Source organism: Microbispora rosea (assembly GCF_900156315.1).
Taxonomy (GTDB): domain Bacteria; phylum Actinomycetota; class Actinomycetes; order Streptosporangiales; family Streptosporangiaceae; genus Microbispora; species Microbispora rosea.
In genome coordinates this window covers 165,818-191,279 of sequence record NZ_FTNI01000001.1, presented here as the reverse complement: position 1 = coordinate 191,279, position 25,462 = coordinate 165,818, and the positions used below count along the sequence as shown (strand labels likewise).

Annotated in this window: 27 protein-coding genes and 1 pseudogene; 14 read left to right on the top strand and 14 right to left on the bottom strand. The window is 71.2% G+C overall.

The window, feature by feature from the left end:
- Nucleotides 1-13 precede the first annotated feature (13 nt).
- Together BXA11_RS00875 and BXA11_RS00870 are read right to left on the bottom strand one after the other, a co-directional pair.
- Nucleotides 14-472, bottom strand: a complete 459-nt coding sequence (locus tag BXA11_RS00875) for a CBS domain-containing protein (protein WP_030508860.1) — start codon at nt 470-472, stop codon at nt 14-16.
- A gap of 44 nt (nt 473-516) precedes the next feature.
- The gene (locus BXA11_RS00870) at nt 517-792 is read right to left on the bottom strand and encodes a cation:proton antiporter regulatory subunit (protein ID WP_030508859.1); all 276 of its coding nucleotides are present in this window, start codon (nt 790-792) and stop codon (nt 517-519) included.
- Between the two features lie 220 nt (nt 793-1,012).
- Here BXA11_RS00870 and BXA11_RS00865 point away from each other — a divergent pair, with 220 nt between their 5' ends.
- The gene (locus BXA11_RS00865) at nt 1,013-2,065 is read left to right on the top strand and encodes a HAMP domain-containing sensor histidine kinase (protein ID WP_083743861.1); all 1,053 of its coding nucleotides are present in this window, start codon (nt 1,013-1,015) and stop codon (nt 2,063-2,065) included.
- Nucleotides 2,066-2,068: 3 nt separating this feature from the next.
- Nucleotides 2,069-2,725 (top strand): response regulator, encoded by a 657-nt coding sequence (locus tag BXA11_RS00860; protein ID WP_030508857.1) that lies wholly within the window; start codon nt 2,069-2,071, stop codon nt 2,723-2,725.
- 18 nt (nt 2,726-2,743) lie between these two features.
- On the opposite strand, the gene BXA11_RS00855 is transcribed toward BXA11_RS00860, so the two are convergent.
- Nucleotides 2,744-3,205, bottom strand: a complete 462-nt coding sequence (locus BXA11_RS00855; protein ID WP_030508856.1) for an RDD family protein — start codon at nt 3,203-3,205, stop codon at nt 2,744-2,746.
- A gap of 109 nt (nt 3,206-3,314) precedes the next feature.
- Here BXA11_RS00855 and BXA11_RS00850 point away from each other — a divergent pair, with 109 nt between their 5' ends.
- From BXA11_RS00850 to BXA11_RS00835, 4 genes are all read left to right on the top strand, one after another.
- A complete protein-coding gene (locus tag BXA11_RS00850) occupies nt 3,315-4,370 on the top strand; it encodes a hypothetical protein (protein ID WP_143734035.1) in 1,056 nt (351 codons plus the stop codon).
- 169 nt (nt 4,371-4,539) lie between these two features.
- Nucleotides 4,540-5,964 carry a type I glutamate--ammonia ligase gene (gene glnA / locus BXA11_RS00845; protein ID WP_030508854.1) on the top strand — a complete coding sequence of 475 codons (1,425 nt, stop codon included), beginning with the start codon at nt 4,540-4,542 and terminating at the stop codon, nt 5,962-5,964.
- Between the two features lie 272 nt (nt 5,965-6,236).
- The gene (locus BXA11_RS00840; protein ID WP_204053474.1) at nt 6,237-7,076 is read left to right on the top strand and encodes a helix-turn-helix domain-containing protein; all 840 of its coding nucleotides are present in this window, start codon (nt 6,237-6,239) and stop codon (nt 7,074-7,076) included.
- 66 nt (nt 7,077-7,142) lie between these two features.
- Nucleotides 7,143-7,724, top strand: coding sequence for a dihydrofolate reductase family protein (locus BXA11_RS00835; protein WP_076431934.1), 582 nt, complete (start codon nt 7,143-7,145; stop codon nt 7,722-7,724).
- 154 nt (nt 7,725-7,878) lie between these two features.
- Here the strand turns inward: BXA11_RS00835 and BXA11_RS00830 are convergent, their stop codons facing one another.
- Nucleotides 7,879-8,643 carry an SDR family NAD(P)-dependent oxidoreductase gene (locus BXA11_RS00830; RefSeq protein ID WP_076431932.1) on the bottom strand — a complete coding sequence of 255 codons (765 nt, stop codon included), beginning with the start codon at nt 8,641-8,643 and terminating at the stop codon, nt 7,879-7,881.
- 149 nt (nt 8,644-8,792) lie between these two features.
- On the opposite strand from BXA11_RS00830, the gene BXA11_RS00825 reads away from it, so the two are divergent.
- On the top strand, nt 8,793-9,047 hold the full coding sequence (locus tag BXA11_RS00825) for a hypothetical protein (protein WP_143734034.1): 255 nt from the start codon (nt 8,793-8,795) through the stop codon (nt 9,045-9,047).
- Between the two features lie 22 nt (nt 9,048-9,069).
- On the opposite strand, the gene BXA11_RS00820 is transcribed toward BXA11_RS00825, so the two are convergent.
- From BXA11_RS00820 to BXA11_RS00810, 3 genes are all read right to left on the bottom strand, one after another.
- Complete coding sequence (locus BXA11_RS00820; protein WP_076431928.1) at nt 9,070-9,489, bottom strand: HIT family protein; 420 nt, start codon at nt 9,487-9,489, stop codon at nt 9,070-9,072.
- Between the two features lie 161 nt (nt 9,490-9,650).
- Nucleotides 9,651-10,277 carry an HAD family hydrolase gene (locus BXA11_RS00815; protein WP_208865546.1) on the bottom strand — a complete coding sequence of 209 codons (627 nt, stop codon included), beginning with the start codon at nt 10,275-10,277 and terminating at the stop codon, nt 9,651-9,653.
- Between the two features lie 174 nt (nt 10,278-10,451).
- A complete protein-coding gene (locus BXA11_RS00810; RefSeq protein WP_204053473.1) occupies nt 10,452-11,693 on the bottom strand; it encodes an MFS transporter in 1,242 nt (413 codons plus the stop codon).
- Between the two features lie 83 nt (nt 11,694-11,776).
- On the opposite strand from BXA11_RS00810, the gene BXA11_RS00805 reads away from it, so the two are divergent.
- Nucleotides 11,777-12,649, top strand: coding sequence for a LysR family transcriptional regulator (locus tag BXA11_RS00805; RefSeq protein WP_076432419.1), 873 nt, complete (start codon nt 11,777-11,779; stop codon nt 12,647-12,649).
- A 4-nt stretch (nt 12,650-12,653) separates the two neighbouring features.
- Nucleotides 12,654-13,268 carry a class I SAM-dependent methyltransferase gene (locus BXA11_RS00800; RefSeq protein WP_076431924.1) on the top strand — a complete coding sequence of 205 codons (615 nt, stop codon included), beginning with the start codon at nt 12,654-12,656 and terminating at the stop codon, nt 13,266-13,268.
- 10 nt (nt 13,269-13,278) lie between these two features.
- Here BXA11_RS00800 and BXA11_RS00795 read toward each other — a convergent pair whose 3' ends face one another.
- A complete protein-coding gene (locus BXA11_RS00795; RefSeq protein ID WP_076431922.1) occupies nt 13,279-13,800 on the bottom strand; it encodes a GNAT family N-acetyltransferase in 522 nt (173 codons plus the stop codon).
- A 125-nt stretch (nt 13,801-13,925) separates the two neighbouring features.
- On the opposite strand from BXA11_RS00795, the gene BXA11_RS00790 reads away from it, so the two are divergent.
- The gene (locus BXA11_RS00790; RefSeq protein WP_076431920.1) at nt 13,926-14,696 is read left to right on the top strand and encodes a neutral zinc metallopeptidase; all 771 of its coding nucleotides are present in this window, start codon (nt 13,926-13,928) and stop codon (nt 14,694-14,696) included.
- Between the two features lie 15 nt (nt 14,697-14,711).
- Here the strand turns inward: BXA11_RS00790 and sigJ are convergent, their stop codons facing one another.
- Nucleotides 14,712-15,647 (bottom strand): RNA polymerase sigma factor SigJ, encoded by a 936-nt coding sequence (gene sigJ / locus BXA11_RS00785; RefSeq protein ID WP_076431918.1) that lies wholly within the window; start codon nt 15,645-15,647, stop codon nt 14,712-14,714.
- A 152-nt stretch (nt 15,648-15,799) separates the two neighbouring features.
- Between sigJ and BXA11_RS00780 the strand changes: the two genes are divergently transcribed.
- Both BXA11_RS00780 and BXA11_RS00775 read left to right on the top strand, forming a co-directional pair.
- Complete coding sequence (locus tag BXA11_RS00780; protein WP_030508842.1) at nt 15,800-16,390, top strand: NADPH-dependent FMN reductase; 591 nt, start codon at nt 15,800-15,802, stop codon at nt 16,388-16,390.
- A 57-nt stretch (nt 16,391-16,447) separates the two neighbouring features.
- Nucleotides 16,448-16,888, top strand: coding sequence for a YybH family protein (locus BXA11_RS00775; protein ID WP_076431916.1), 441 nt, complete (start codon nt 16,448-16,450; stop codon nt 16,886-16,888).
- 47 nt (nt 16,889-16,935) lie between these two features.
- On the opposite strand, the gene BXA11_RS00770 is transcribed toward BXA11_RS00775, so the two are convergent.
- Together BXA11_RS00770 and BXA11_RS00765 are read right to left on the bottom strand one after the other, a co-directional pair.
- Nucleotides 16,936-17,259: an ester cyclase gene (locus BXA11_RS00770; protein WP_159454722.1), complete on the bottom strand. Its 324-nt coding sequence runs from the start codon at nt 17,257-17,259 to the stop codon at nt 16,936-16,938.
- Between the two features lie 100 nt (nt 17,260-17,359).
- Nucleotides 17,360-18,340: pseudogene (locus tag BXA11_RS00765) on the bottom strand (RNA-guided endonuclease InsQ/TnpB family protein); the annotation flags it as partial.
- Nucleotides 18,341-18,362: 22 nt separating this feature from the next.
- Here BXA11_RS00765 and BXA11_RS41110 point away from each other — a divergent pair.
- Nucleotides 18,363-18,524 carry a type II toxin-antitoxin system prevent-host-death family antitoxin gene (locus BXA11_RS41110; RefSeq protein ID WP_239104799.1) on the top strand — a complete coding sequence of 54 codons (162 nt, stop codon included), beginning with the start codon at nt 18,363-18,365 and terminating at the stop codon, nt 18,522-18,524.
- A 145-nt stretch (nt 18,525-18,669) separates the two neighbouring features.
- Here the strand turns inward: BXA11_RS41110 and BXA11_RS00760 are convergent, their stop codons facing one another.
- Together BXA11_RS00760 and BXA11_RS00755 are read right to left on the bottom strand one after the other, a co-directional pair.
- Complete coding sequence (locus BXA11_RS00760) at nt 18,670-19,908, bottom strand: MFS transporter (RefSeq protein ID WP_143734033.1); 1,239 nt, start codon at nt 19,906-19,908, stop codon at nt 18,670-18,672.
- Nucleotides 19,909-19,952: 44 nt separating this feature from the next.
- The gene (locus BXA11_RS00755) at nt 19,953-21,299 is read right to left on the bottom strand and encodes a hypothetical protein (RefSeq protein ID WP_143734032.1); all 1,347 of its coding nucleotides are present in this window, start codon (nt 21,297-21,299) and stop codon (nt 19,953-19,955) included.
- A gap of 127 nt (nt 21,300-21,426) precedes the next feature.
- On the opposite strand from BXA11_RS00755, the gene BXA11_RS00750 reads away from it, so the two are divergent.
- Nucleotides 21,427-22,239 (top strand): SAM-dependent methyltransferase, encoded by an 813-nt coding sequence (locus BXA11_RS00750; RefSeq protein ID WP_030508178.1) that lies wholly within the window; start codon nt 21,427-21,429, stop codon nt 22,237-22,239.
- Nucleotides 22,240-22,321: 82 nt separating this feature from the next.
- Here the strand turns inward: BXA11_RS00750 and BXA11_RS00745 are convergent, their stop codons facing one another.
- Nucleotides 22,322-25,366: a bifunctional [glutamine synthetase] adenylyltransferase/[glutamine synthetase]-adenylyl-L-tyrosine phosphorylase gene (locus tag BXA11_RS00745; RefSeq protein ID WP_076432413.1), complete on the bottom strand. Its 3,045-nt coding sequence runs from the start codon at nt 25,364-25,366 to the stop codon at nt 22,322-22,324.
- Between the last annotated feature and the right edge of the window lie 96 nt (nt 25,367-25,462).

The window sequence follows — 25,462 nt, the reverse complement described above, 5'->3', positions numbered from 1 at the left end:
CGAGATGGGGAGATCACTCACCCGGTGGCACGAGCGCCAGGCTGGTGAGCAGCCGCTCCAGGGTGATCGCGCCGGCCAGGGTGCCGTCCGGCCCGACGACGGCGGCGATGGGGCTGCGCAGCCGCGTCATGAGGGCGGCCACTTCGAGCAGGGTCGCGTCGAGGGGCACCGTGACCGGCCTGGGCGGCCGGGACGGCAGGCACTCGCCCACCGTTATGCCGGCCAGCTCCTGCCAGAAGCGGTCGGCGTGGGATTCGTCGATCGCCCGGGCGAGCGCCGGGTCCTCCTGATAGGCCCCGGGCACCGTGAGACGCAGGACCTGCGTGCCGGGCAGCACCCATCCCGGCCGTCCCCTGTCGTCCACCACGATCAGCCCGGGCATCCGGTTCAGCACCATGATCCGTACGGCCCGGGCGACGGAGTCGTGGACGGTCACCGTCGGCAGGTTCACAACGACATCGCGTGCTTGCATCAGATCATCACATCGATCGGAGAGGCGGACGGTTCCTGGCGTGGTCATCGGGCCGCCTCCACGAACTCGGCGAAGCGGCGTTCCAGATGGGCGAGCCGATCGAGGACGGGCCTGCTGTGCAGGATGTCGGCGAGCTGATCGGCCTCGCGCCGGTCCAGTGTGATCACCTGCAACGGCGTGTCGGGCTCCGCGGAGCCATAGAGGAGAAGCCTCCGGCCGCCGGACTTCTCCACCAGCACGCCGAAGCGCTGTCCGTCGCGGGTGACGCACTGGTGCACCACGGTCGCGACGCCGGGCAGGGTGGCGCGGGTCACGTCCATCTCAGCTCCCTCCCATCGCGGCGAGCGGCGCCGGGGAAGTGAGGCCTGCCGGCGTCATCGCGTCCCCTCTCCGCCCGTCGTCACCAGTCTTCGAGACGGCGCGGGCCACCACCATCGGGTGCGGCCCCCATATCGGGAGAGGTATGACATGTAGGACGGCCGCACGATGGGGGGCAGCCCGCATGGACACCGGCGCACGCGGACGAGCAGGCTGTGAGCCGTGAACGAGCGCACCGATTCGCGTACCGACCCGCGCGCCGGCCCGCGTATCGACGCGGGGGCCGGCCGAGCGGCGGCGACGCGGTCGCGGCATCCGGCCCGCGCGCTGTTCTGGCGGCTGTTCGCGATCAACGGGCTGGTCTTCACCGCCGGGACGTTCGTGCTCGCGCTCTCCCCTGCCACGGTGTCCTCACCGGTCCTGCTCACCGAGATCCCGGTCCTGATCGTGGGGCTGGCCGTGATCATCACGGCCAACGCGCTGCTGATCCGCAAAAGCCTCGCCCCGCTGGACGCGCTCACCACGCTCATGCGGCGGGTCGACCTGCTGAGGGCGGGCGACCGGCTCACCGACAGCGGCAACGGCGATCTCGCCCAGCTGATCGGCACGTTCAACGAGATGCTCGAACGTCTCGAAGCCGAGCGCAGCGCCAGCAGCGCGTACGCGCTGGCCGCGCAGGAGGGGGAACGGCAGCGGATCGCGCGCGAGCTGCACGACGAGATCGGCCAGAGCCTCACGGTGGCACTGCTGTCGCTCAAGCGCGTCGTCGACCGGGCGCCCGAGGAGCTCCGGGAGGAGCTGCGCTCGGCTCAGGAGACGGTGCGCGCCAGCCTGGACGAGGTGCGGCAGGTCGCCAGGCGGCTGCGGCCCGGGGTCTTGGAGGACCTCGGCCTGCACAGTGCGCTGAGCGCGCTGAGCAGCGATTTCGCGGAGGCGAGCGGAATCGCGATCACGCGTGAGGTCGACCCCGGCCTGCCCGCCCTCAGCGGCGAGGTCGAACTCGTCCTCTATCGGATCGCGCAGGAGGGGCTGACGAACGTCGCCAGGCACTCCCACGCCCGCCACGTGGAGCTGTCGCTCCGGCAGGAGGAGGGACGGCTCACACTGCGCATCGCCGACGACGGGCGCGGGGGCGTCCGCAGGGAAGGCGCCGGGATCCGCGGCATGCGCGAACGCGCCCTTCTCATCGGCGCCCGGCTGACCGTCGACTCCCCGCCCGGCGGCGGCACGGACGTGCGTCTGGTCGTACCCCCGCACGCGGTGAAGGAGAGCTGATCGATGGAGAGCCCCAAGACCCGCATCCTGCTGGCCGACGATCACGCGCTGGTCCGGCGCGGACTGCGGCTGATCCTCGACGCGGAGCCCGATCTCGTCGTGGTCGCCGAGGCCGCCGACGGCGCCGAGGCGGTCGAGGCCGCCCGGTCCGAGGAGATCGACCTCGCCATCCTCGACATCGCGATGCCCCGCATGACGGGGATCCAGGCGGCGCGCGAGATCTCACGGCACGCCCCCCACATCCGGATACTGATCCTGTCGATGTACGACAACGAGCAGTACTTCTTCGAGGCGCTCAAGGCCGGCGCCTCGGGCTACGTGCTCAAGTCGGTCGCCGACCAGGACCTCCTGGAGGCCTGCCGTGCGGCGATGCGCGGGGAGCCGTTCCTCTACCCGGGCGCGGTCACCGCCCTCATCCGCGACTACCTCCGGCGCGCCCGGCAGGGCGAGCGCGTGCCGGACAGCATCCTGACGCCCCGGGAGGAGGAGATCGTCAAGCTCATCGCCGAGGGCAACTCGGCCAAGGAGATCGCGGAGACGCTCTTCATCAGCGTGAAGACCGTGGACAGGCACCGCGCGAACATCCTGCAGAAGCTGGGCATGCGCGACCGGCTCGAACTGACCCGTTACGCCATCCGCGCCGGCCTCGTCGAACCCTGACCCCGGCCTCCCTCTATGTCAGAGGTTGACCACGACAGTGCCGCTCGCGCGGTCGTGCAGGCCGCGCCGGTCGCGGTCCCAGATGAGCGCGGGCACGGCGAGGCACAGCAGCAGCGTGCGCACCAGCACGCCGGAGAAGTGCGGCCGCCCGCCGTCGAGCCGGGCCACGCGGATGCCGAACAGGCGCATGCCCAGCGTCATGCCGATCGTGCCGACCAGCAGGACGTACTCCGCCGCGAAGACGCCGAGTCCGACCGCGCCGACGTCGTTGCCCTGGAAGCGCAGCAGGCCGCCGGCGATGGCCCAGGTGCACAGCAGCCAGTCGACGACGACGGCGCCGATCCTGCGTCCCCACCCCGCGACCGCCCCGGGCCCCTGCTCGGGCAGACCGAGGCGCTGCCCCGGATAACCCAGGTCCACCCCGGCGGCCCGCGGGCCCCCCATCCAGGTCTGCGTCCAACGCGGCTGCCGGTCGTTCATGGTTTCCCAGCGTATCGGGGAGGGTCGCCGGTCCGGCGCCCGGCCGCGAAGCCCTACCTCCTGGGCGGGCTTTTCGCATTGAATCCCGGTATCGTGAATCGTTTCCGACTTGAGCGCTTTGGAGGGCACCGTGCGACCGGCGGACCCCGATGACATCGACGCGCGCTTCGAGGCGCTGGTCGCGCAGTTCGACGAGGACGAGATCCGGCGGATGACCACGGCGGCCGAGACGGACGTGTATCCGCCGGGACGGCGGCGTCGCCCGGCCGCGTTGCTGGTGATCGCGGGCCTGGTCGTGCTCGTGGGGCTCGTCGTCGTCCTGCGGCCGGACGTCCTGGAGCGACTCGGTATTGTCCGCCCGGCCGCAGGCGGCGAGAAGCTGATGATCTCCGGGCCCGTGGTCGCCCGGCCGGGTCCCGTGCTGACGCCCATTCCCGACGGCGAGGAGGGCCTGTTCGACCACGGCCCCGTCCCGGCGCCCTCCGACGCCCCGTTCGCCGGCACTCCCGCCGTCGACTACGCCGACGGAGAGCAGGGGCTGGCCATGCCCGCGGCGCGCGCGCTCGGCGGGCTCACCGAGCAGGAGGTCGGTGACGCCCTGCGGCGCGTACGGCGACTGCTGTCGGCCGCGCACCTCGACCCGGCCACCGTGCGCGGCGGGCGCCCGGAGGAGTTCAGCCGCCTGCTGCATCCCCGGCAGCGCGAGGCGTTCCTCCGTCACCTGCGCGACAGCGGCCCCGCCGGCACCCGGTCGTGGCTGTTCAGCCTCGCGCCGGACACGGCCGAGCCGGTCGGGGACGTCGTGAAGGTCTCCGGCGAGACGACGATCTCCGAAAGGGCCGGTGGAGGCGTCAGGATCGAGACGGACTATCTGTTCGTCCACCCGGTCAGCCGCCCCGGCGCGCCCTCGATCGTGACGAGGGTCGTCGAGCACCACAGAAGCGAATTCTCCGCGTACCGCGAGGACGGAAAGCTCGTCGTCTGGGTGAACAGCGACAGATCGGCCCTCTTTGGTGCGAATTGCACACCGGATGATGGATTCGTACGTCCGCGATTCCCCGGCGACCCGCAGGGAGCGCGGCCCTCCGGCGAGCCCGTCGATCCCTACGACCGTGTCCCGGGCGTTTCCGGCGGGCCGCGCTGCCCGGCCGCGTTGGGCACCTGACCTGCGAAAAGGTCGTACGATGGAGCCCGGGGAACGGCGGGCCGACGATATCGCCGCGACCGCCCGGGTAGCGCATTCCCTTAACACGCGCGAAACAATCGAGACATGGGGCGGAAACGGCATCGGCCTATTTTCGGGTTGCTAGCCCATGCCCCTGGGAGGTTCGAGAGTGTTCAACTCCGCCGATGACGTCCTCAAGTTCATCCGGGACGAGGGTGTGCAGTTCGTCGACGTCAGGTTCACGGACCTGCCGGGGACGACGCACCACTTCACCTTCCCGTCCGAGAACTTCGGGCCGAACGTCTTCACCGACGGCCTCATGTTCGACGGCTCGTCGATCCGCGGGTTCCAGGCCATCCACGAGTCGGACATGCTCCTGCTGCCCGACCCGACGACGGCCGTGCTCGACCCGTTCCGTCAGCACAAGACGCTGAACATCAACTTCTTCGTGCACGACCCGCTGACCGGTGAGGCCTACAGCCGCGACCCGCGCAACGTCGCACGCAAGGCCGAGGAGTACCTCAAGGGCACCGGCATCGCGGACACCGTGTTCTTCGGCCCCGAAGCCGAGTTCTACATCTTCGACGACGTCCGCTTCGAGACGAAGCAGAACGCCGGCTACTACTACATCGACTCCATCGAGGGCGCCTGGAACACCGGCAAGGCCTCCGAGGGCGGCAACCTGGGGTACAAGCCCCGCTACAAGGGCGGCTACTTCCCGGTCCCGCCGATGGACCACTTCACCGACCTGCGTTCGGAGATGGTGCGCAACCTCATCGAGGCCGGCATCGAGACCGAGATGCAGCACCACGAGGTGGGCACCGCGGGCCAGGCCGAGATCGACTTCAGGTTCGGCACGCTGCTCCAGACGGCCGACAAGCTGATGCTGTACAAGTACATCATCAAGAGCACGGCCATCCAGGCGGGCCGCACGGTCACGTTCATGCCCAAGCCGATCTTCGGTGACAACGGCTCCGGCATGCACTGCCACCAGTCCCTCTGGAAGGACGGCGAGCCGCTGTTCTACGACGAGGTCGGCTACGCCGGTCTGTCGGACATCGCGCGCTACTACATCGGCGGCCTGCTCAAGCACGCCCCGTCGCTGCTGGCCTTCACCAACCCGACGGTGAACTCCTACCACCGCCTGGTGCCCGGCTACGAGGCCCCGGTCAACCTGGTCTACTCGCAGCGCAACCGTTCGGCCTGCGTCCGCATCCCGATCACGGGCTCGAACCCGAAGGCCAAGCGCATCGAGTTCCGCGTGCCGGACCCGTCCTGCAACCCGTACTTCGCCTTCGCCGCCATGCTCATGGCCGGCATCGACGGCATCCGCAACAAGATCGAGCCGCCGGAGCCGGTCGACAAGGACCTGTACGAGCTGCCGCCGGAGGAGGCCCGCAACATTCCGCAGGTGCCGGGCTCGCTGGAGAAGGTGCTCGACGCGCTCGAGGCCGACCACGACTACCTGCTGGAGGGCGGCGTGTTCACGCCGGACCTCATCGAGACCTGGATCTCCTACAAGCGCGAGAACGAGGTCGACCCGATCCGCCTCCGCCCGCACCCGCACGAGTTCGAGCTCTACTACGACGTGTGACCGGTGACCGCGCGGTGACGTGCTCGTCCATCGCGCGGTGTCCGGCCGGTTCTGCCTCGATTCCGTCCGAGCGACGAACACCGCGTCGAAAGCCCGTGGGAAGGTCCTGCACCTTGCCGCGGGCTTTCCGCATCGCGCGCTCACGGCAGCCCTGACCGGGCCGCACGCGCCGCCATCACGGCGACGCCGCAGGCGCTCCCGGCGATCGGCGGAAAGCACGCCGGACGGCCGACGGGGTTGATCGCGAACACGGTCGCCGCGATGCTGTGGGCGTGGAGTACGTGTCCAGAGTGCCGCGACCGCCGCTGGACGGGCTGATCGACGACCTTTACTACCTGGACGGTGCGCCGCCGTACGCCCGGCTGACGCTGCCGCCGATGCCGTCGGCGTTGCTCATCGTCAACCTCGGGACGCCGTTCCGCATCCGATCCGGCACCGACATCGAGACGGCGGAGTACGCCGACGGCTGCGTGGTCACCATGCCCACCCGCGCGTTCGAGTTCGGCTACCCGCTCCCGAGCCGATCCGTCGGCGCGCACGTCAAGCCGTGGGGGCTGGCGCCGTTCCTGCCTATGCCCGCGGCCGAGCTGTGTGACCGGCCGGTGACGATAGAGCAGGTGTGGGGCCGGCCCGCCGTCGCTGAGCTGCGAGACCGGATGGCCACGGCGGACGGACCGCACGAGATGCTGACGCTGCTCGAGGAGGAGCTGATGCGACGGCTGTGCGAGACCGCCGGTCTGGGGCTGGTCCGCCATACGAGCAGCGTCATCGCGGCGACCAGCGGGGCGGTGGCGATCGGCGACCTGAGCGTGGCAGCCGGTGTCAGCAGCACTCATCTGGCACAGCGGTTCAAAGAGCTCATCGGCGTCACGCCGAAGCGGCTGGCCCGCACCTGCCGCTTCGCCGCCACCGTGTTCGCGATCGACCCCGCCGGCCCGATCGACTGGAGCGACCTCGCCGGTGGCGCGGGCTACTTCGACCAGGCCCACTTCGGCCACGAGTTCCGGGCGTTCACCGGGCTCACGCCGACCCGGTACGTCGAAGTCCGGCGGCGGTTCCTGCGCGAACATCCCGGCCACGTGATGGACGGCTGGCCGCTGCCGGCCGATTGATTTCTTACAAGAGCGACAGCCCACGACTCGCTAATTTGGGGGCACCCCAGAGCAGAGGAGAGCCCCGTGGGCAAGGTGGTCATGTACAGCTCGGTGTCGGTGGACGGCTTCGTCGCGGACGAGAACGACCAGCCCGGACCGCTGTTCGACTGGCTGTCCAGCGGTGACGTCCCGTTGGACGAGAGTGGCGAGCTGAAGGTGTCGCAGACGTCCTACGACTACACCCGGGCGTACTGGGACCAGATCGCAGTCACGATCGTCGGCCGCCACGTCTTCGACCTGACGGACGGCTGGGGCGGCACGCCGCCGAGCGGGATCGACCACGTGGTCGTCGTGTCACGCCGGCCGATGCCCGAGGGCTGGGACCCCGAGGCGCCGTTCCACTTCGTCGACGGCGTCGAGGCAGCCGTGGCCAAGGCGCAGGAGCTTGCGGGCGACCGCGTGGTCGAGGTCGCCGCCGGGGACGTCGGTGGCCAGGTGCTTGCCGCGGGCCTGATCGACGAGGTGCGCATGGACGTCGTACCCGTCGTGTTCGGGTCCGGCAAGCGCTACTTCGGGTCGGTCCGCGCGCAGCACCTGTTGGAGGATCCTGACGTGGTGATTCAGGGCAACCGGGTGCTTCACCTGCGCTATCGCGTGCGCCGTTGACCGATCTGAGCGGGTACGCGAAGGCAGACATCGGGCGGCCCCCGGCTTTCCGCATCGCCCGCCCGAGGCGGCCCTGACCGGGCCGGACTCGCCGCCGTAACGGCTCGCACCGTGACGGCGCGCACCGTGACGGCGGGCGTGGCGATGCGCCGCGTCACGCGGCGATGACGGCCGTGGTCGTACGGCCGCCGTCCACGTCCAGCACGATGCCGTGGACGAACGCCGCCTCCTCACTGGCGAGGTAGACCGCGGCATGCGCGACGGCCTGCGGCTCGCCCATGCCCCCCGCCGGAGTGCCGTTCATCATGACCTCGCCCGGGTGCGCCACCCCCGGAGTGGGCTCCAGGATCACGCCCGGGGAGATCGCGTTCACGCGCACGCCGCGAGGACCGAATTCGGCGGCCCAGGCGCGCGTGAGGGTCTCCACCGCGCCCTTGGTGGAGCTGTAGAGCGCGCCCACGGGAACGCCCAGGCGCGTGATCCACGACCCCAGGTTGATGATCGCCCCGCCGCCGGCCTCGACCATGGCCGGAGCGATCGCGGCGGTCAGGAAGAACGGCGCCTTCACGTTGACGGCGTAGACCTGGTCGAAGGTCTTCTCGTCGGTGTCCGCCGTGCTGTCACCGGGATAGATCCCGGCGTTGTTGACCAGGATGTCGATGCCCCCGCCGAGAACGGACATCGCCTCCCTCGCCAGGGCGTACGAGGCCTCGGCGCTTCCGTCCAGATCCGCCTTCACGAAGTCGGCCCGACCACTACGCGCACGGATGCCGTCGACGACGACGCCACCCCGCTCGGCGCTGCGGCCGGATACGATCACGTGCGCGCCCTCCGCCGAGAACGCCTCCGCGATCGCCCGCCCGATGTTGCTCGTCGATCCGGTCACCAGCGCCCGCTTGCCCTGTAGCCGTCCACCCATCACGCGCTCCTGTCATCCTCGTCTGCCTGTGCCCGCACCGGAACCTGGTCCGGTCACCCGTGCGGCACTGCCACTGTGCGAGATGAAAAATGGACCGGCAAGTCCAATCAGGTCACCGCGGCCCTGGGGGACGGCTGCCGCGGCAGCATGTGGATAGTGTCCATCGGGACGAGACGACGGCGGTGTTCTGCGCCGGCGAGCAGCAGGCCGCCGACGCGTCGCAGGCCGGCCCGTCCGCCTACGAGGCCCTGCGCCGCCCCGATACGCGGAAGAGCTTCCTCGGGCTGCAGGTCGAGCTCGGCAGAGTCCCGGCGGAACGCGTCAGGAGTCTCGTGGAAGAGGCATGGCATCAGCAGGCGCCGAAGCGCCTGGTGGCCGAGCATGACCGGCACAGTTCGGCCTGAGATCGCGAGAAAAAAAGGGGGGTCAGCGCGCGAGCGCCTCGCGGATCAGCGCCGCGTCCTCGTCGAGAAGGTCACGCGAGCGCTTCTTCCAGTCGGCGGCGACCACGACGCCGTCTCCCGGATAACGCGGCACCACGTGCAGGTGAAGGTGGAAGACATCCTGGCCGGCGGCCTCCCCGTCGGCCAGCGACAGGCGCACCCCGTCACAGCGGAGCCCCGACGCCCGCAAGGCGCCCGACACACGCCGCGCCGCCCGCCAGATCGCCGCACCGACCGCGTCGTCGGCTTCGGCCAACCCGGTCATGTGCACGCGTGGGATCACCAGTACGTGGCCGACGGTGGCCGGCTTGTGATCCAGGATCGCCACCACGCTGTCGTCGGCATGGACCACGCCGGCTGCCTTTCGCCCTGCGATGATCTCGCAGAAAACGCACGCCCTCATCAGATCATCATGGCGTTTACACCGAGTCCGGCGCGCCCGGATTTCTCGCGACCGCCGAGTCGGACGACAGTTCGCTGCTGATCGTCATGCGTGGACGGAGAGTGTGGACACCGCCACCGACAAGGTCGATCGTGGAGAAGTAACCGGTTGATGCGCGGCAGTCACGGTGAGGGCTCATATGAGTCCGTCGCCGGGACGGCAGTGAGCGCACCGGCCAGTTCGGCAAGGCTCGAAACGACGACCGAACCGCCGGTGCCGGCGAGATGCTTGCGGCTGCCGTTCCTGCTCACCACACCGATCGCCTGGATACCGGCTTCCGCCGCCGCATACATCCCCAGGACGGACATGCTGACGAGAGTGCAATCGGACGGTTCCGCTCCCAGCGCCTTCACCGCCTGCCGCGCGAGATCGAGGCCCGGCCATTCCGACGTCGCCGGCCGTTGTTCACGCCCGACGACCGCTTCCACCACCGGTCGTAGGCCGTGCAGGTCAAGGTAGGTCTCCATGGCGTCGGAGCAGATGTCTCCGGCCACGACGATGCGCCTGCCGCTGGCCCGGCAGGCCTGCAACACCTCCTGCGCTCCCGATGTGGGCACGGCCGTCGTGGCCGCCGCCAGCTCGGCCTCCCTCACCATCTCCTCGGCCTGCGCCCCGTAGTCCGGGCCGACGCTGTAGGCGTAGCCCATCTTCGCGAGAGGATCGGGTTGGATGGCGGTCAGGACCGACATCCTGTGTCCTGCCGAGAAGAGCATCTCGTAGATCCTGTCCGCGATCGCCGCCGTGTCCACCCCGCGATAGAAATCGCAAAGTGTCCCATCGAGCGGGATCAGGACGATGTGGGTCCGTGCCAGGACACGGGCGACATGTAGCCGCACTTTCGTACTCATGAGCGGAAATCTCCCACATAAAGGGGTCGGCGGCTGATTCACGCCGTCGCGCAGCCGCGGCCCCACCACGTGGGTTCACTGTTTCGAGCCAGCCGGCGCATGGGCGGGGGTCCTGCGCAGCAGGAGCGTGAGAGCGCCGGTGCCGATGAGCAGGAGCACGGCGAGGGCGACCACCCCTGGCCACCCGGCGTCCGTCCAGGCGCGCCCCGCGAGGCTGCCGAAGACGGAGGACCCGAGGTAGTAGGTGAACAGGTAGAGCGAGGCGGCCTGGCCCGTGGACACCCCGCCCGCATGCGCCCGTGCCGGGACCCAGCCGCTGGCCACCCCGTGGACGGCGAAGAAGCCCGCGGTGAGGAGAGCGAGCCCGATCACCACGACCGGCAGCGAGGACGACAGCGTCACCAGCGCGCCGACGACGGCCAGCAGGCAGCCGAGCGGCGTCACGGTCCGGCGCCCGTAGCCGTCCGCCAGCCGGCCGAACACCGCGGAGCTGACCGAGCCGATGGGATAGACGAGGAACATCAGGCCGGCGGCTCCGACGCCGAGGTGGAACGGCGCGCCCGAGAGCCGGAAGCCCAGGGTGTTGAACACCGCGACCAGGGCGCCCATCGAACAGCCGCCGATGCCGTACAACGCGAGCAGTCCGCGGTCCGACACCGCGCGCAGGCTCCCGCGGAGCAGGGCGCGCGTGCTCGCGGGGGCCGCGGTGAAGCGCCGGGAGGCCGGAAGCAGCACGCGTACGGTCAGGGCGCAGAGCAGGCCGAACACGGCGGCCGCGGCGAGAGCCCAGCGCCAGCCGCCGGCCTGGGCGACCGCGCCGGTCAGGAGGCGACCGGCCATCCCGCCCAGCGCCGTGCCGCCGACGTACAGACCGGCGACGCGGGCGTGCGTGGACGGGTGCAGTTCCTCGCGCAGGTAGGCGGTGGCCACCGCGGGGAGCCCGGCCAGTGTGATGCCCTGGAGCGTCCGCAGGACCACGAGCGCCGGCCAGCCGGGCGCCAGCGCGCACGCGGCCGCGACGACGGCGGACGCCGTCAACGACAGGTGGATCAGCCGGGTGCGCCCGACGACGTCGGACAGGGGGCCGGCCACCAGCAGTGCGACGCCGAGCCCGAGCGTGGTGAGCGACACGCTCAAAGTGCTCTCCGCCGTGGACACCCCGAACTGCGCGGCGAGCTCGGGCAGGATCGCCTGGGTGCTGTACAGCAGCGCGAAGGTCGCCACCCCGGCGGCGAACAGCGCGACGACGACCCGCCGGTATCCGGCGGTGCCCGGCAGGTGTCCTTCCACGGCGGAGGTCTCGAGAACAGCGGTCACCCGAACGACTGTGCACTTGCTGCCATTATGCGTCCAATGCGATGAGAAGCGGCTTCCGATACGCGATGCGTATGATGGTGGGCATGCTGCTCCGGGACCTGTCCTGGCTGGTCGCCCTCGCCGAGCACCGGCACGTGACCGACACCGCCGCCATCCTGCGCACCAGCCAGCCGACGCTCTCGCGCGCCCTCGCCCGGGTGGAGGCCGAACTCGGCACCCGGGTGTTCGAGCGGGCGCCGGACGGGGTCCACCTGACGCCCAACGGGAGACTCGTGGCGGCGGCCGCGCGCGACCTCACGGCACGCTACGAGCAGTTGCTGACCGACCTCCGGAGCCTGCTCGACCCGGACACCGGGGTGGTGCGCCTGGCCTTCCTCGACTCCATCGCCACCTCCCTCGTCCCGCGGCTGCTGCGCGCCTTCCACGAGCACGCTCCCCGGATGCGCATCCTGCTGCGCCAGGAACCGGCGCACGAGATCGTCCAGGATCTGCACACCGGGGCCGCCGACCTCGCGATCACCTCCCCACGCCCGCCCGGAGACTTCGGCTGGCACCCGCTGCAGGAGGAGCGGCTGGTGCTCGTCGTGCCGCCGAGCCACCGGCTGCGTCACCGGGAGGAGGTGGCCCTCCAGGAGCTGGCGGACGAGGAGCTCGTCACCACGCCGGTCGGCTTCGGCTACCGGGCCCTGGTCGACGCGCTGCTGCGCGACGCCGGGGTGTCCCCCGCCGTCTCCTTCGAGAGCCAGGACCTCGCGACCATCGAGGGCCTTGTCGCGGCCGGGCTCGGCGTGGCCGTCGTCCCGGAGCCCTTCGCCGGGCAGTCCGGCACCGTCGGCGTCAGGATCGCGGCGGAGGCCGCCCGCCGCACCATCGGCCTCACCTGGCGTACGGACCACGATCCGGCCGCCCCCGCCACCCGCTTCCGGGACTTCGTCATGACGCCCGCTCTACGATGACCCGATGCGCCAGGCCGACTCGGACCCGTACTGGAACACCAACGTAGCCCGGCACCCCGGCATCCTCCGCGCCGTCCCCGAAGGGTGCGGTGACGCGCTGGACGTCGGCTGCGGAGACGGGCTGCTCGCCCGGAAGCTGACCGGCCGGGCCAAGCGCGTCACCGGCGTCGACAGATCGCCGGAGATGATCGCCCGTGCCCGAGAGCTCGCGGCCGGGCGGCCGGAGCTCACCTTCGTCGAGGGCGACTTCCTCACCGCCGTCCTGCCCGCCGAGGAGTACGACTTCGTCTGCTCGGTGTCCGCGATCCACCAGATGGACTTCGACGCCGCCCTCACCCGGATGCGCGCACTGCTGCGCCCCGGCGGCACGCTGGTGGTGGTCGGCCTGGCTCGCGAGGCGTCCCCCGCGGAGTGGGCGGCGATGATCGCGGCCGCCCCGGTCGTGCGGATCACGAAGGTGCTGCGCCGCGCGCGGGAGCCCGAGGGGATGCCCGTGGCCGCACCGCGGATGAGCTACGGGCAGGTGCGGGCCGCGGCAGGCCGCCTGCTACCGGGCGTGCGCTACCGCCGGCACGTGCTCCGCCGATACTCCCTGACCTGGACGAAGCCCGGTCGATAGCGCTCGGTGGTCAACGCCGCAGGGCCCGGCGATAGCGAATCTCGGTCAGCGGGAAGCCGTCCGACTCGTCGTGCAGTGCGGCGCCGTCGGGGCGCCAGCCGCCGCGCTCGTAGAACCGCCGCGCGCGGATGTTCCCGTCGACGACCCAGAGGACGGCCTGTTCATACCCGGCGGCGGCGAGGCTGTCCAGCGCGGCGGCCATGAGACGCCCACCGACCCCGGCGCCCCATATCTCGGGCACCAGGTAGATCGCCGATATCTCCGCCACCACGGCGGGATCGACGTCGTCGTCCCGGCCGGGGCCGAGCGAGGCGAACCCGGCGACGGAGCCGTCCGCCTCCGCCACGAGGACCTCCGTACGCGGCGGGGCGGCCTCCCCCAGCAGTCGCTCCCAGACGGGCAGGCGCATGGCCGGAGTGAGCCCGTCGAGATGGGCCTGAGGCATGAGCCCCGGATAGGCGGCCTGCCACGACCGGACGTGGACGACGGCGATCGCCTCCGCGTCCGCCGGTTCGGCGCGTCTGATGACCATGCACGCTCCATATCCGCTTTCCGACGCCGCCCCGTTGTACACCTCACTACCGCGCGCGAAGCAAGCGGTTTATTTCCATACAAAAGGCTTCCGTGACTCTTTTGTGTGGCCTAACCTCGTCGTCCGTGAAACTCGCCAAGATCGCGCTTGCCGGCACAGTGGCACTGGGGCTCGTCCCGGCCCTCACCGGCACGGCCGCCGCCCACCCGGTCAAGAGCAGGACCCTCACCGACAACCGCCTGTACGGCGCGGGACCGTTGCCGGCCACCGCGTGCCGGGAAAGACCGGTGAAGAAGGGGGACGCGAGGTCCGTGAAGGTCTATCTGAACGAGGCGCTGCGTTGCCTCACCCGCACCTGGGGCACCGAATTGCGCCGGGCGAATCTGAAGCCGTCCCCGGTGAAGCTCACGTACGCCACCGAAGTGCCGGCGAAGTACTGCGGCGACAAGTGGCGCAAGGGCGATTGGGACGGCTTCTACTGCGAGACGTCGCACACGATCCTGATCGTGCTCTCGAAGGACCTCTTGCAGCAGCCGGGGGATCTCTACCTGTTCAACCTACTGGCGACGTCCTACGGGGAGCACGTGCAGAACGTCACCGGCATGTACCGGGCCTATTACAAGCTCGACTACCGGAACAAGGCCGAGCTCGCCGAGCAGACGCGGCGCTACAGCCTGCAGAACACCTGCTTCGCCGCAGCCTCCCTGCGAAGCGTCTGGAAGTCCTTCCGGCGTGACCCCGAGGACTGGGACGATCTGCTCTTCTACGTGCGCGGCTGGGCGGGCACGTACGTCGGGAACCGAAAGTCGATCACGTACTGGGCCAACGAGGGATTCAAGTCCGGCGACCCCCGAGCCTGCAACACCTGGACCGCCCCGTCCTCGAAGGTGACCTGACGGTGAGCGGCGCCGTCAGCCCGTCGTCCACGGGTGGAGCTTGTCGGGGTTGCGTACGGCCCAGATGCGCGTGATCCGGTCGTCGACGACCTCGAACGCGAACACCGACACGGTGACGCCGTCCTGCTGGGCGATCAGGCCGGGCTGGCCGTTGACCGTACGCTCCAGGAGCGTCAGGCTGGGCGCTCTGGCGGCGAGTCCGGCGAAGTAACGTGCGATCTGCTCGCCGCCCTCGATCGGGCGGAGCAGTGCGCTGGCCAGCCCGCCGCCGTCGGCGATTCCCGTGGCACCGGGATCGAGGAGCCCGATGAGGGCGTTGATGTCCTGGGCCTCCCACGCCTGCTTGAAGTCCCTGACGATCCCGGCCTGCCGGGATGCCGGCGCCGCGGCGGCCCGCGAGTCGCGGATGCGGCGGCGGGCCGAGGACGCCAGCTGGCGGCAGGCCGCCGGGGTCCGGCCGACGATCTCCGCCACTTCGGCGAAGGAGTAGCGGAAGACGTCGTGCAGGACGAACGCGACGCGTTCGGCCGGGGTCATCGCGTCGAGCACGACGAGGAAGGCCATGCTGACCGACTCGTCCAGCGTGACCCGGTCGGCCGGGTCGGCGCCGATGCCGTCCGGCCGCCCGGTGGTCCACTCCGTGGGGTCGGGCAGCGGCTCGGGGATCCACTCGCCCACGTAGGTCTCCCGCCGCGCCCGCGCCGAGGAGAGCACGTTGAGGCAGACGCGGCCGGCGACCTTGGTCAGCCAGGCGCCGGGGGACACGATGGCGTCCCGCTCCTGCGGGGACATGGCGTACCAGCGGGCGTAGGTCTCCTGGACGACGTCCTCGGCCTCGGCCAGGGAGCCGAGCAGCCGGTAGGCGAGGTTGATCAGCTGGCGCCGCTCGCTGATGATCGCGCTCAGGCCCGCGTCGGACCCGTCGTGTCCTGGTCCCGCGTGGTCGGTCATGGTTCCGGAAGCTCCCTGGGTCGAGTTCTGCCCTACCGGTCCGACAAGACAGCGCGGTGAGGTGTGAGGCCGGACCGCCGCCTCACATTCCGGGGCGCCGCGTTGTCGTACCGCTCGAAGCATCGGCATCGGCAGTGGAGAGCAGGAGAGCGATGATCAAGATCGGAATCATACTGGGCAGCACCCGCCCCGGCCGCAGGGGCGAACAGGTCGCCACGTGGGTGCATGAGACGGCGTCACGCCGCACCGACGCCGAGTTCGCCTTGGTCGACCTGCTCGACCACCCCTTGCCGCACCTCGACGAGGCGACGCCGGCGCTGATGTCACCGGGCCGCTATCAGCACGAGCACACCAGGGCCTGGGCGGACACCATCGCCGCGTTCGACGGGTTCGTGATGGTCACTCCCGAATACAACCAGTCGGCCCCCGGAGTGCTCAAGAACGCCATCGACTACCTGTACGCGGAGTGGAACAACAAGGCGGCCGGGTTCGTGTCGTACGGCGTCGTGGGCGGCGCCCGTGCGGTCGAGCAGTTGCGGCTGGTCTGCGGGGCGTTGCAGATAGCGGATGTGGCCCCGCAGGTCACGCTGCCGCTGCAGACCGAGTTCGAGGATTACACGGTCTTCAGGCCGGGCGCCCACAGCGCCGGCGCCCTGGACACGCTGCTGGACCATGTCGTCGCCTGGAGCACCGCCCTCGCGCCGCTGCGCGCCGCCGCCCCGGTCGCCGTCGCCGCGACCTGACATTTCCCGGCGCTGTCCGGTCGTACCAGTGAGAACTGATTGAAAGGACGGACAGCGATGTCTACGCGACGCGAGGACGACGAAGCCACGATCAGGCGGCAGATCGGCAGGATCGTCGAAGGGATCCGGGCCAAGGATCTCGACGGCCTGAGGCGGCTCTACGCGAAGGACGTCGTGTCCTTCGACGTCGAGCCGCCGCTGCAGCACGTCGGGGTGGACGCGAAGTTGAAGAACTGGGCGAAGGTGTTCGCGTTCTTCCAGGAGGTGGATTACGAGGTGCGTGACCTGACCCTCGCCGTGGGGGACGACGTGGCATTCGGTCACTGCTTCGGCCGGCTCAGCGGCACGCTGGGGAACGGGACGGCGACGAGCGGCATGTGGGTCCGGGGCACCTTCTGCTTCCGCAAGACCGGAGGCGACTGGCTGGTCGTGCACGACCAGGCCTCCGTTCCGTTCGACATCGCGAGCGGCCGGGGAGTGACCGACCTCGAACCCTGACGCGGGCGGTGCCGCCGGTAACGCCCCGGTCCGCGCTGACCTGGGCGTTACCGGAGCCGAAGGCCCCCCGGGCCCCCGCCACTGCCGTGGTAGGTCCACATCTCGGCGAGCCGGCCGTCCTCCACGCGGATGAGCCAGACCAGGGGGGCGCCGTCCGCGTCCTGGCCGCGGCCCGCGTTCCCCACGACCGCCACCAGGTCGCCCTCCCCGAGGACGGCGTCGATGCGGAACCGGAGGTCCGGCTGCGCGCCGCGGATCCGCTCGATCGCCTCCCGCACGCCCTCGGGCCCGGTCACCTCGGGATGGGCGTGATCGACCGAGCCCGGGCTCAGAATCCGCTCGGCCGCCGAGGCGTCGCCGGTGTTCCACATCTCGAATTGACGCGCTCCCCTGCCTGAAGGCTGGGGATTCAGCCCGTGCCGCGCGTGCGGCACCTCTGTGGCTTCCTGTTTCATCGGGTCCTGCCCTCCGCTAAGCGGCGGGTCTTACGGTCCCTCCGCAGGCGTTCAGCCTGTCCGCCCGTCCGGCGGCCAGGATGTTGTTCGCCGCGTTGACGTCCCGGTCGTGGACCGCACCACACGGGCACTCCCACGACCGGACATTCAGCGGCATCTTCTCCTGCAGCGCCCCGCACTGCGAGCAGAGCTTGGAGGAGGGGAACCACCGGTCGATCCTGGCGAAGTGGCGGCCGTACCGGGCCGCCTTGTACTCCAGCATGCCGACGAAGGATGGCCAGCCCGCATCGTGAACGGACTTGGCAAGGCGGGTACGGCCGAGGCCGGAGGCGGCAAGATCCTCCACGTACACCGCTTGGTTATCGCGGATCAACGCGGTGGAGAGCTTGTGTGCCCAGTCACGGCGCGCGTCGGCCACCCTGGCATGTGCCTTGGCGACCTTGGCCCTGGCCTTGTGGCGGTTCGCTGAACCTTTCTCCTTACGGGACAGTTCCTGCTGTGCCTTACGCAGACGCCGCTCGGCACGGCGGAGGAAACGCGGGTTGTCCACCTTCCGACCGTCCGACAGCACCGCGAAGTGCGTGAGACCGAGGCCGATCCCGATCTCCGGCGTCACTTTGGCAAGCGGCTCGCCTGCCGTCTCGACCACAAAGGATGCGAAGTACCGCCCGGCGGTGTCCCTGATCACCGTCACGCTGGACGGTTCGGCGGGCAGGTCCCGTGACCAGCGGACCGGAACGTCTCCGATCTTCGGCAGGCGCAGCTTCCCGCCCGCTGTGACGGAGAACCGGGCGTTCTTCGTGAAGCGGATCGCCTGCCGGTTGTCCCTCTTGGATCGGAAACGGGGTGGGGCGACCTTCGGCCCCTTCCGCTTCCCCGTCAGGGAGGCGAAGGAGTTCCGGTAGGCAGTGTTCAGATCCGCCAGCGCCTGCTGTAACACCACGGCGGAGACCTCGCCCAGCCAGGAGCGTTCGGGGGTCTTCTTCGCCTCGGTGATGCCTCATATGGAGTCGGAAGAGATGAGCGTCGCCGACGCACGCAGGCTGTTCGCAGACGTCCTCAACGACGCCGCTGTCCGAGGCCGCATCACCTACATCACCAACCGGGGGCGCAGAGTCGCCGCCATCGTGCCGGTACCGGTCGCGGAAGCTGCCGAACTCGTGCAGGGCGAACTTGGCTGACACTGCGGGTTAGAGCACGCTCAGGCCTTGACGGCCCTCCCACACGGGCCTTCACCCGCGGCCTGAAGGCCGGAGCACTGGCCCGCATCCTGGTAGCGCGTCGCGAGCCGCCGGGGCGACCGCGACTCGTCCTCGTTCACGGTGGTCATCTCCCATCCAGGGCGCGTACGGGTGACAGGGACAGCAGGAGCGGCCACAGCAGGGTCGCACCGCCCAGAATGATCAGAGCGGGGCGCAGGCCGATCCAGGCGCCGAGAGCGCCGGCCAGGAGCGGCCCGAGCGGCAGCAGGCCCGCACCCAGGAAGCGGGTGGAGCCGTTCATCCGGCCGAGCATGCCGGGCGGGCACAGCAACTGGCGCGCGGTCTGGGCCGCGGTCATCTGGACCATCCCGGCGGCCGTCAGGAAGGTGAAGACCAGCCCGACGGTCCACTGGCCGGCCAGGCCGGGCGGCACGAGGGGGGTGACCAGCTCGAAGGGGGCCGACAGCAGAGCGCCCAGGACGATCACGCGGCCGATGCCGAGCCGGGCCGTGACCCGCGCGGCCACCATGCTCCCGGCGATGCCACCGATGAGGCTCAGGCCGTAGACGAGCCCGGCCGCCCGGGGGCTCCAGCCCAGCTCCCGCACGACATAGAGCAGCCACATCGAGCTGATCCCGCGCAGCAGCACGGCGCTGATCGCCCCGGAGAGGGCGAGCACGCGCAGCACCGGATGGGCGAGCACGAACCGCAGCCCCTCGGCGATCTCGCCGAGGAAGCGCCCGCGGTGCGGGGCGCGCTCGGGCTTCGGTTCCCGCAGGCGCATCGACGCCAGGGCCGCGGCGCTCACGGCGTACGAGAGGGCGTCCGCGGCGACCGCACGGGCGGCGCCGACGAGGCCGACCAGGAAGCCTCCGACGCTCGGCCCGGCCATCTCCGCCAGGCCCCGCGCGGTGTTCATCTTGGCGTTGGCGTCCGTGAGCCGGCCCCCGCCGAGCAGCACCGGCGTCAGGCTGCCGGACGCGGTGCCGAAGAGCACGCCGAGCGCGCCGACCACCAGCGTGACCGCGTAGAGCTGGGCCATCGTGACCCGGCCCAGGACGGCGGCGATCGGCACCGACGCCATGGCCAGGGCCGACCCGGCGTCGCACGCGATCATGAGAGGCCGCCTGCGGTGACGGTCGGCCAGCACTCCCGCCGGGAGCGAGACGACCAGCGCCGGCAGCGTGCTCATGGCCCCGAGCACCGCCACTTCGAACGTGGTGGCGCGCAGCCCGGCGACCGCGACCATCGGCAGGGCGATCCAGCTGATCTGCGAGCCGAACAGGCTCACCGTGTGGCCGCTCCACAGCAGCATGAAGTCCCGGTGCCGCCACAGCGACCCGGCCGGCCCTCGCCCACGCACCCGGCCGACCGTACGCACGCGGATCGGCCGCCGCAACCGATATGTCAGGAGGAGGTGGAGCCGGAGGTCCGGGTGCGCAGGCCGCTCACGCGGCGCAGGATGTCCCACCAGAACGGCGCGCCGAACAGCAGGGCGATCAGCGTGATGAGGAACCCCGGCCAGTGGGCCGGCGACGTGAGGCGCTGCCACCAGTCCCCGCCGTGCCAGCCCCACGCCGGGCCGTCGGCCGCGTCCATCGTGACGCTCACCGGGGCGTGCGTGAAGATCTTCACGAACGCCGGGGTGCTCAGCACGTCGGTGACGCACGCGTAGGGGTCCTGGCCCGGCTCGCACTGCTCACGCAGCGGCTCCAGCGCCTGGGGGCCCGCCTCGCCGAAGGCCGTCACCGCGCTGCGGTAGGCGTTGTCGCGCAGCAGAGTCTTGCCGTACTCCAGCGAGTCCATGCTGAACACCAGCGTCACGACGAGGCCGAGCGCGACGATGACCCAGCGGACGTAGCGGCGGTAGAGCAGGCTGAGCCGCTCCATCTCGCCGTCGAACCAGTCCTCGACGCCGTGCCGGAACGCTTCCAGGTCGTGGCTCGCCCTGTCCCACACGGCCTTGAGCGGGCGGGAGAAGGGGCTCTTCAGCGCGTCGAGGTCCCGCATCAGGGCCTCCACGCCGCCGTGCTCGGTGGCGATCTCCATCACGGCGACGGCGAAGCGCGCGGGCGGGATGTCGGCGATGCTCGTCCTTCCGCGCTTGGCGTGGTCGATCTCCTGCAGCCGTTCGTGGAGCAGCTCGGCCATCGACATGCCCTGGTCCGGCGGCAGCACGCCGACCGCGGCGCCGACCGCCGTGCCGTCCACCGCGCCGTCAGCCGCCGGTTCCACCGTGAGGACGGCGGTCTCCTCGGGGTCGGCCTGTCCGGCGGGGTGCGCGGGGTCCACGGTCTCTCCGGCCGCCGTCGCCTGCCCGGTCTGCCCGGCCGTCATCTGCTCGGCGGCGACGGAGCCCGCGGCGGCGGCGAGCGGCGGGCTCTCCACCGGGGGCGGCTGCTGGCTGAACGCGGGCCGCGGGTCCCGGCCGAACGGCAGCCGTGCGAACACCCCCACGAGGCTGGCGGGCAGGCGCGAGCGGCCCTCCTCCGGCGACACCGCCTGCGTCGGCGGCGTGCGCGGGGTGCGGCCGAGCCTCTTGAGCGCGTCCAGGATCCGGTCGAGCCGGGAGGCCCCGTCCGCCGTCTCCGCGCCGTCGAGGGTGTCGCGCAGGTACGCCCACAGGAACTTGCTGCGGATTCCGAGCAGCCTGACGATGCCCTCGTTGACGCCGCTGACGAGAAGCGACAGCAGCAGGAAGGCCAGGATCAGCCCGATGGCCAGGTCTGCGTAATACGAGATCAAAGAGATCACCCGTACCGTTGATACAACGTCGCCTCAGTGAGGGCAACGCATTCCGCGATCCCGAATTTCGATCAAGCGACCGGAAGCGAGGTGCGAACGGATAAGATCAGGAAAACCACGTCCTCCGGAGCATGTAATGGCTGACGAAACACCCGCCGCCGCAAAGCTCAACACCTTGGTGCCGCATCCCGCCCGGATCTACGACTACTGGCTGGGCGGCAAGGACAACTTCGAGGCCGACCGCAGGGTCGCCGAAGCGGTCAAGATCGCCTCCCCCGGGGTCGTCCAGGGTGTCCGGGACAATCGGGCGTTTCTCGGCCGGGCCGTACGGTTCCTCGCGGAGCAGGGAATCACCCAGTTCCTCGACATCGGCACCGGCATTCCGACCCAGAACAACACCCACGAGGTCGCGCAGGCCGTGAATCCGGCGGCCAGGGTCGTCTACGTCGACAACGACCCGATCGTGATGGTCCACGCCCGCGCGCTGCTGCGTGGCACGCCGGAGGGCAGGACCGCCTATGTCGAGGCCGATCTGCGCGACCCGGACGCCGTCCTCACGCATCCGGACACGCTGGCGACGCTCGACTTCGACCGGCCGATCGCCGTGGTGATCGTGGGCACGCTCATGTTCATCAAGGACGAGGACGACCCGTTCGGCATCGTCAAGCGCTACACCGACGCGGTCGTGCCCGGCAGCTACCTCGCCGTCACCCACGTCACCGGCGACTTCGCCCGCGACAGCCTGGAGGCCTTCGCCGAGGCGTACAACACCGGGCCCGTGCCGCTCACCCTGCGCACCGGCGCCGAGATCAGCCGGTTCTTCGACGGCTTCGAGCTCGTCGAGCCCGGCATGGCGGCCCTCAGCGAGTGGCGCACGGACCCCGACGAGGTCCCCTTCCTCGCCGACCGCGTACACGGCGGATACGGGGCCGTGGGCAGGAAGCTCTGACCGTCCCCCGCACGGCCCCCGCCACCCGCCCCACGCGGCCCCTCACCGGCCCCGCACGGGAGCACCCGGCCCAGGGCCGGAGTCAGTCCTCGTAGAAGACACGCTCCACCACGGCCCGGGCCCGCCGGGTGGCGCGCCGGTAGTCCTCGACGAAGTCCTCGGTGCCCTCGAGCGGATAGCCGAGCGCCCGGGCCAGCAGCACGCGCTCCTTGACCGGGGTCGGGATGCTGTCGGCCGCCCGCCCGCGCACCAGCATGAGGGCGTCGCGGATGCGCGACGCGAACAGCCACGCCTGCGCGAGCACCTCCTCGTCGGCCGGGTCGAGCAGGCCCTCCCCCGCCGCCGCGCGCAGCGCGTCCAAGGTACGCGTCGTACGCAGCGCGGGCACGGCTCCCGCGTGCCGCAACTGGATGAGCTGGGCCACCCACTCCACGTCGCTCAGCCCGCCCCTGCCGAGCTTGGTGTGCAGGGCCGGGTCCGCCCCGCGCGGCAGCCGCTCGGCCTCCATGCGCGCCTTGAGCTTGCGGATCTCGCGTACGGCGTCGGCGGAGATCCCCCCGGCCGGGTAGCGCAGCGGTTCGACGAGCGCGACGAACTCGCGGCCGAGCTCGGCGTCGCCGGCGCAGAACCGGGCCCGCAGCAGCGCCTGGGCCTCCCAATGCGAGGCCCAGCGGTCGTAGTAGGCCCGGTAGGAGGCGATCGTGCGCACGAGCGGCCCCTGCCGCCCCTCCGGCCGCAGCCCCGCGTCGATCTGCAGCGGCGGGTCGGGGGCGGGCAGCGCGAGCAGCCTGCGCGTCTCCTCGGCCACCGCGTGGGCGGCGCCGGTCGCGTCCCGCTCGGCCGCCCCCGGCAGCGGCGCGTGCACGAACATGACGTCGGCGTCGCTGGCGTAGGAGCTCTCCAGGCCGCCGAGGCGGCCCATGGCGATCACGGCCATCCGCGTCGGGAACGGAGCCCGCCGCTCCAGCGTGACCTTGTTGATCGCGGTGTCCAGCGCCGCCTGGATCGTGACGTCGTTCAGCGACGAGAGGGCCTGGCCGACCTCCTCGATGTCGATCAGCCCCGACAGGTCGGCGCACGCCGTGCGGAGCAGTTCCCTGCGGCGCAGCGCCCGCACGGCGGCGACGGCGGTCTCGGCGTCCTCCGCGTGGCGGCCCACCGCGGCGGCCGCCTCGGCGGCGAGCGTCGCCGCGGGCCGTACGGCGAGCTCGGCGGGCGAGCCCAGCATCGCGACGGCCTCGGGGGCGTGCAGCAGCAGCCCGGTGACGTACTTGCTGGTGCCGAGCAGGTGGGCGAGGCGCTCGGCCACGGCGGTCTCGTCGCGCAGCAGGCGCAGATACCAGGGCGTGGTGCCCAGCTTGTCGCTCACCTGACGGAAGCCGAGCAGTCCCGCGTCGGGGTCGGGGGCGTCGGCGAACCAGCCGAGCATGACCGGCAGCAGCGTCCGCTGGATGGCCGCCCGGCGGGAGACGCCGCTGGTGAGCGCGGCGATGTGACGCAGCGCCCCCTCGGGGTCGGCGTAGCCGAGCGCCTCCAGCCGCGCGGTGGCGGCGGCCGTGGACAGGCGGGCCTCGGTCTCCGGCAGCCGGGCCACGGCCTGCAGCAGCGGGCGGTAGAACAGCTTCTCGTGCAGCCGCCGCACCTCCAGCGCGTGCCGCTTCCACGTGGTGGTGAACTCCCCCACCGGGTCGGTCGTCATGCCGAGCCCCCGGCCGAGCCGCCGCAGGTCGGCGGTGTCGGCCGGCACCACGTGGGTGCGGCGCAGCCGGTGGAGCTGGAGCATGTGCTCGACCTGGCGCAGGAAGGTGTAGGCCTCGGCGAGCGCCTTGGCGTCGTCGCGCCCGACGTAGCCGCCCCTGGAGAGGGCGGCGAGGGCCGACAGCGTGGCCCTGCGGCGCAGCAGCGGGTCGGAGCGGCCGTGCACGAGCTGGAGGAGCTGGACGGCGAACTCGATGTCCCGCAGCCCGCCCGGCCCGAGCTTGATCTGCCGGTCGGCCTCGCCCGCGGGCACGTGCGCCTCCACGCGGCGGCGCATGGACTGCACGTCCTCCACGAACTTGGGCCGGGCCGCGGCCTGCCACACCAGCTCGTTGACCGCGGCGACGTACTGCTGGCCGAGCTCCAGGTCGCCCGCGACCGGGCGTGCCTTGAGCAGCGCCTGGAACTCCCAGGTCTTGGCCCATCTGCGGTAGTAGGCCAGGTGGCTTTCCATGCTGCGGACGAGGGGGCCCATCTTGCCCTCCGGTCGCAGGTTGGCGTCCACCTCCCACAGCGCGCCCTCGGGGGTGCTCGCCGAGCAGGCCCGCATCATGCCCTGCGCGAGGCGCGTGGCGGTCTGCAGCGCCTTGGTCTCGTCCACGCCTTCCTTGGGCTCGGCCACGAAGACGACGTCGACGTCGGAGATGTAGTTCAGCTCGCGGGCTCCGCACTTGCCCATGCCGATGACGGCCAGCCGTACGTCGCCCGCGTCCGCCACCTCGGCCCTGGCGACGGCGAGGGCGGCCTCCAGCGCGACCGAGGCGAGGTCCGCCAGCGCGGCGGCGACCTCGGCCAGGGTGCACTCGCCGGTCACGTCCCGCGTGGCCAGGTGCAGCAGGCGGTTCCGGTAGGCGACGCGCAGCGCCTCCATCGCCGGTCCCGGCGTGCCCGAGGTGCCCGAGGTGCCCCAGGTGCTCGGTGTGCCCGGCCCGGCGGTGACCCCGTCGGCCGCGGGCTCGGCGACGGGCTCGGCCGTGTCCGGGTCCGCCCCGACCGCGAGCAGCATCTCCTCGCGCAGGTCGCCGAGCGCAGGCCATCGCGTCCACTGGATCGACGGCAGGCACTCCGGGTGCCGCACGACGTGCTCGCCGAGCGCCGCGCTGAGCCCGAACACACCGAGCAGCCTGCGGCGCAGGTCCGGGTCGGCGCGGAACGTTCCGAGCACGCTCGGGTCCCGCTCGACCAGGCGGCTCAGCGTGGTCAGCGCCAGATCCGGGTCCGCGGCCCCGACGAGGTCGTCGAGCAGCGCGAGGTCGCCGACCGCCTCGGGGCCGAGCTCGTCGAGCAGCCGTTCGGCCCGCGCACCGTCGGCGAATCCGAGCGCCGCGAGGCGCCCTGCCGTCGTCTGTATCCGAGGCGCGGCGTTCACCGTTCCTTCCTCCACCCCGACGTCGATCACGTCGGCCCCCCGAGACGAACCTTCCCAGTAACCGTACACATGGGTCGGAAGCCTCCTCGCAGAGAT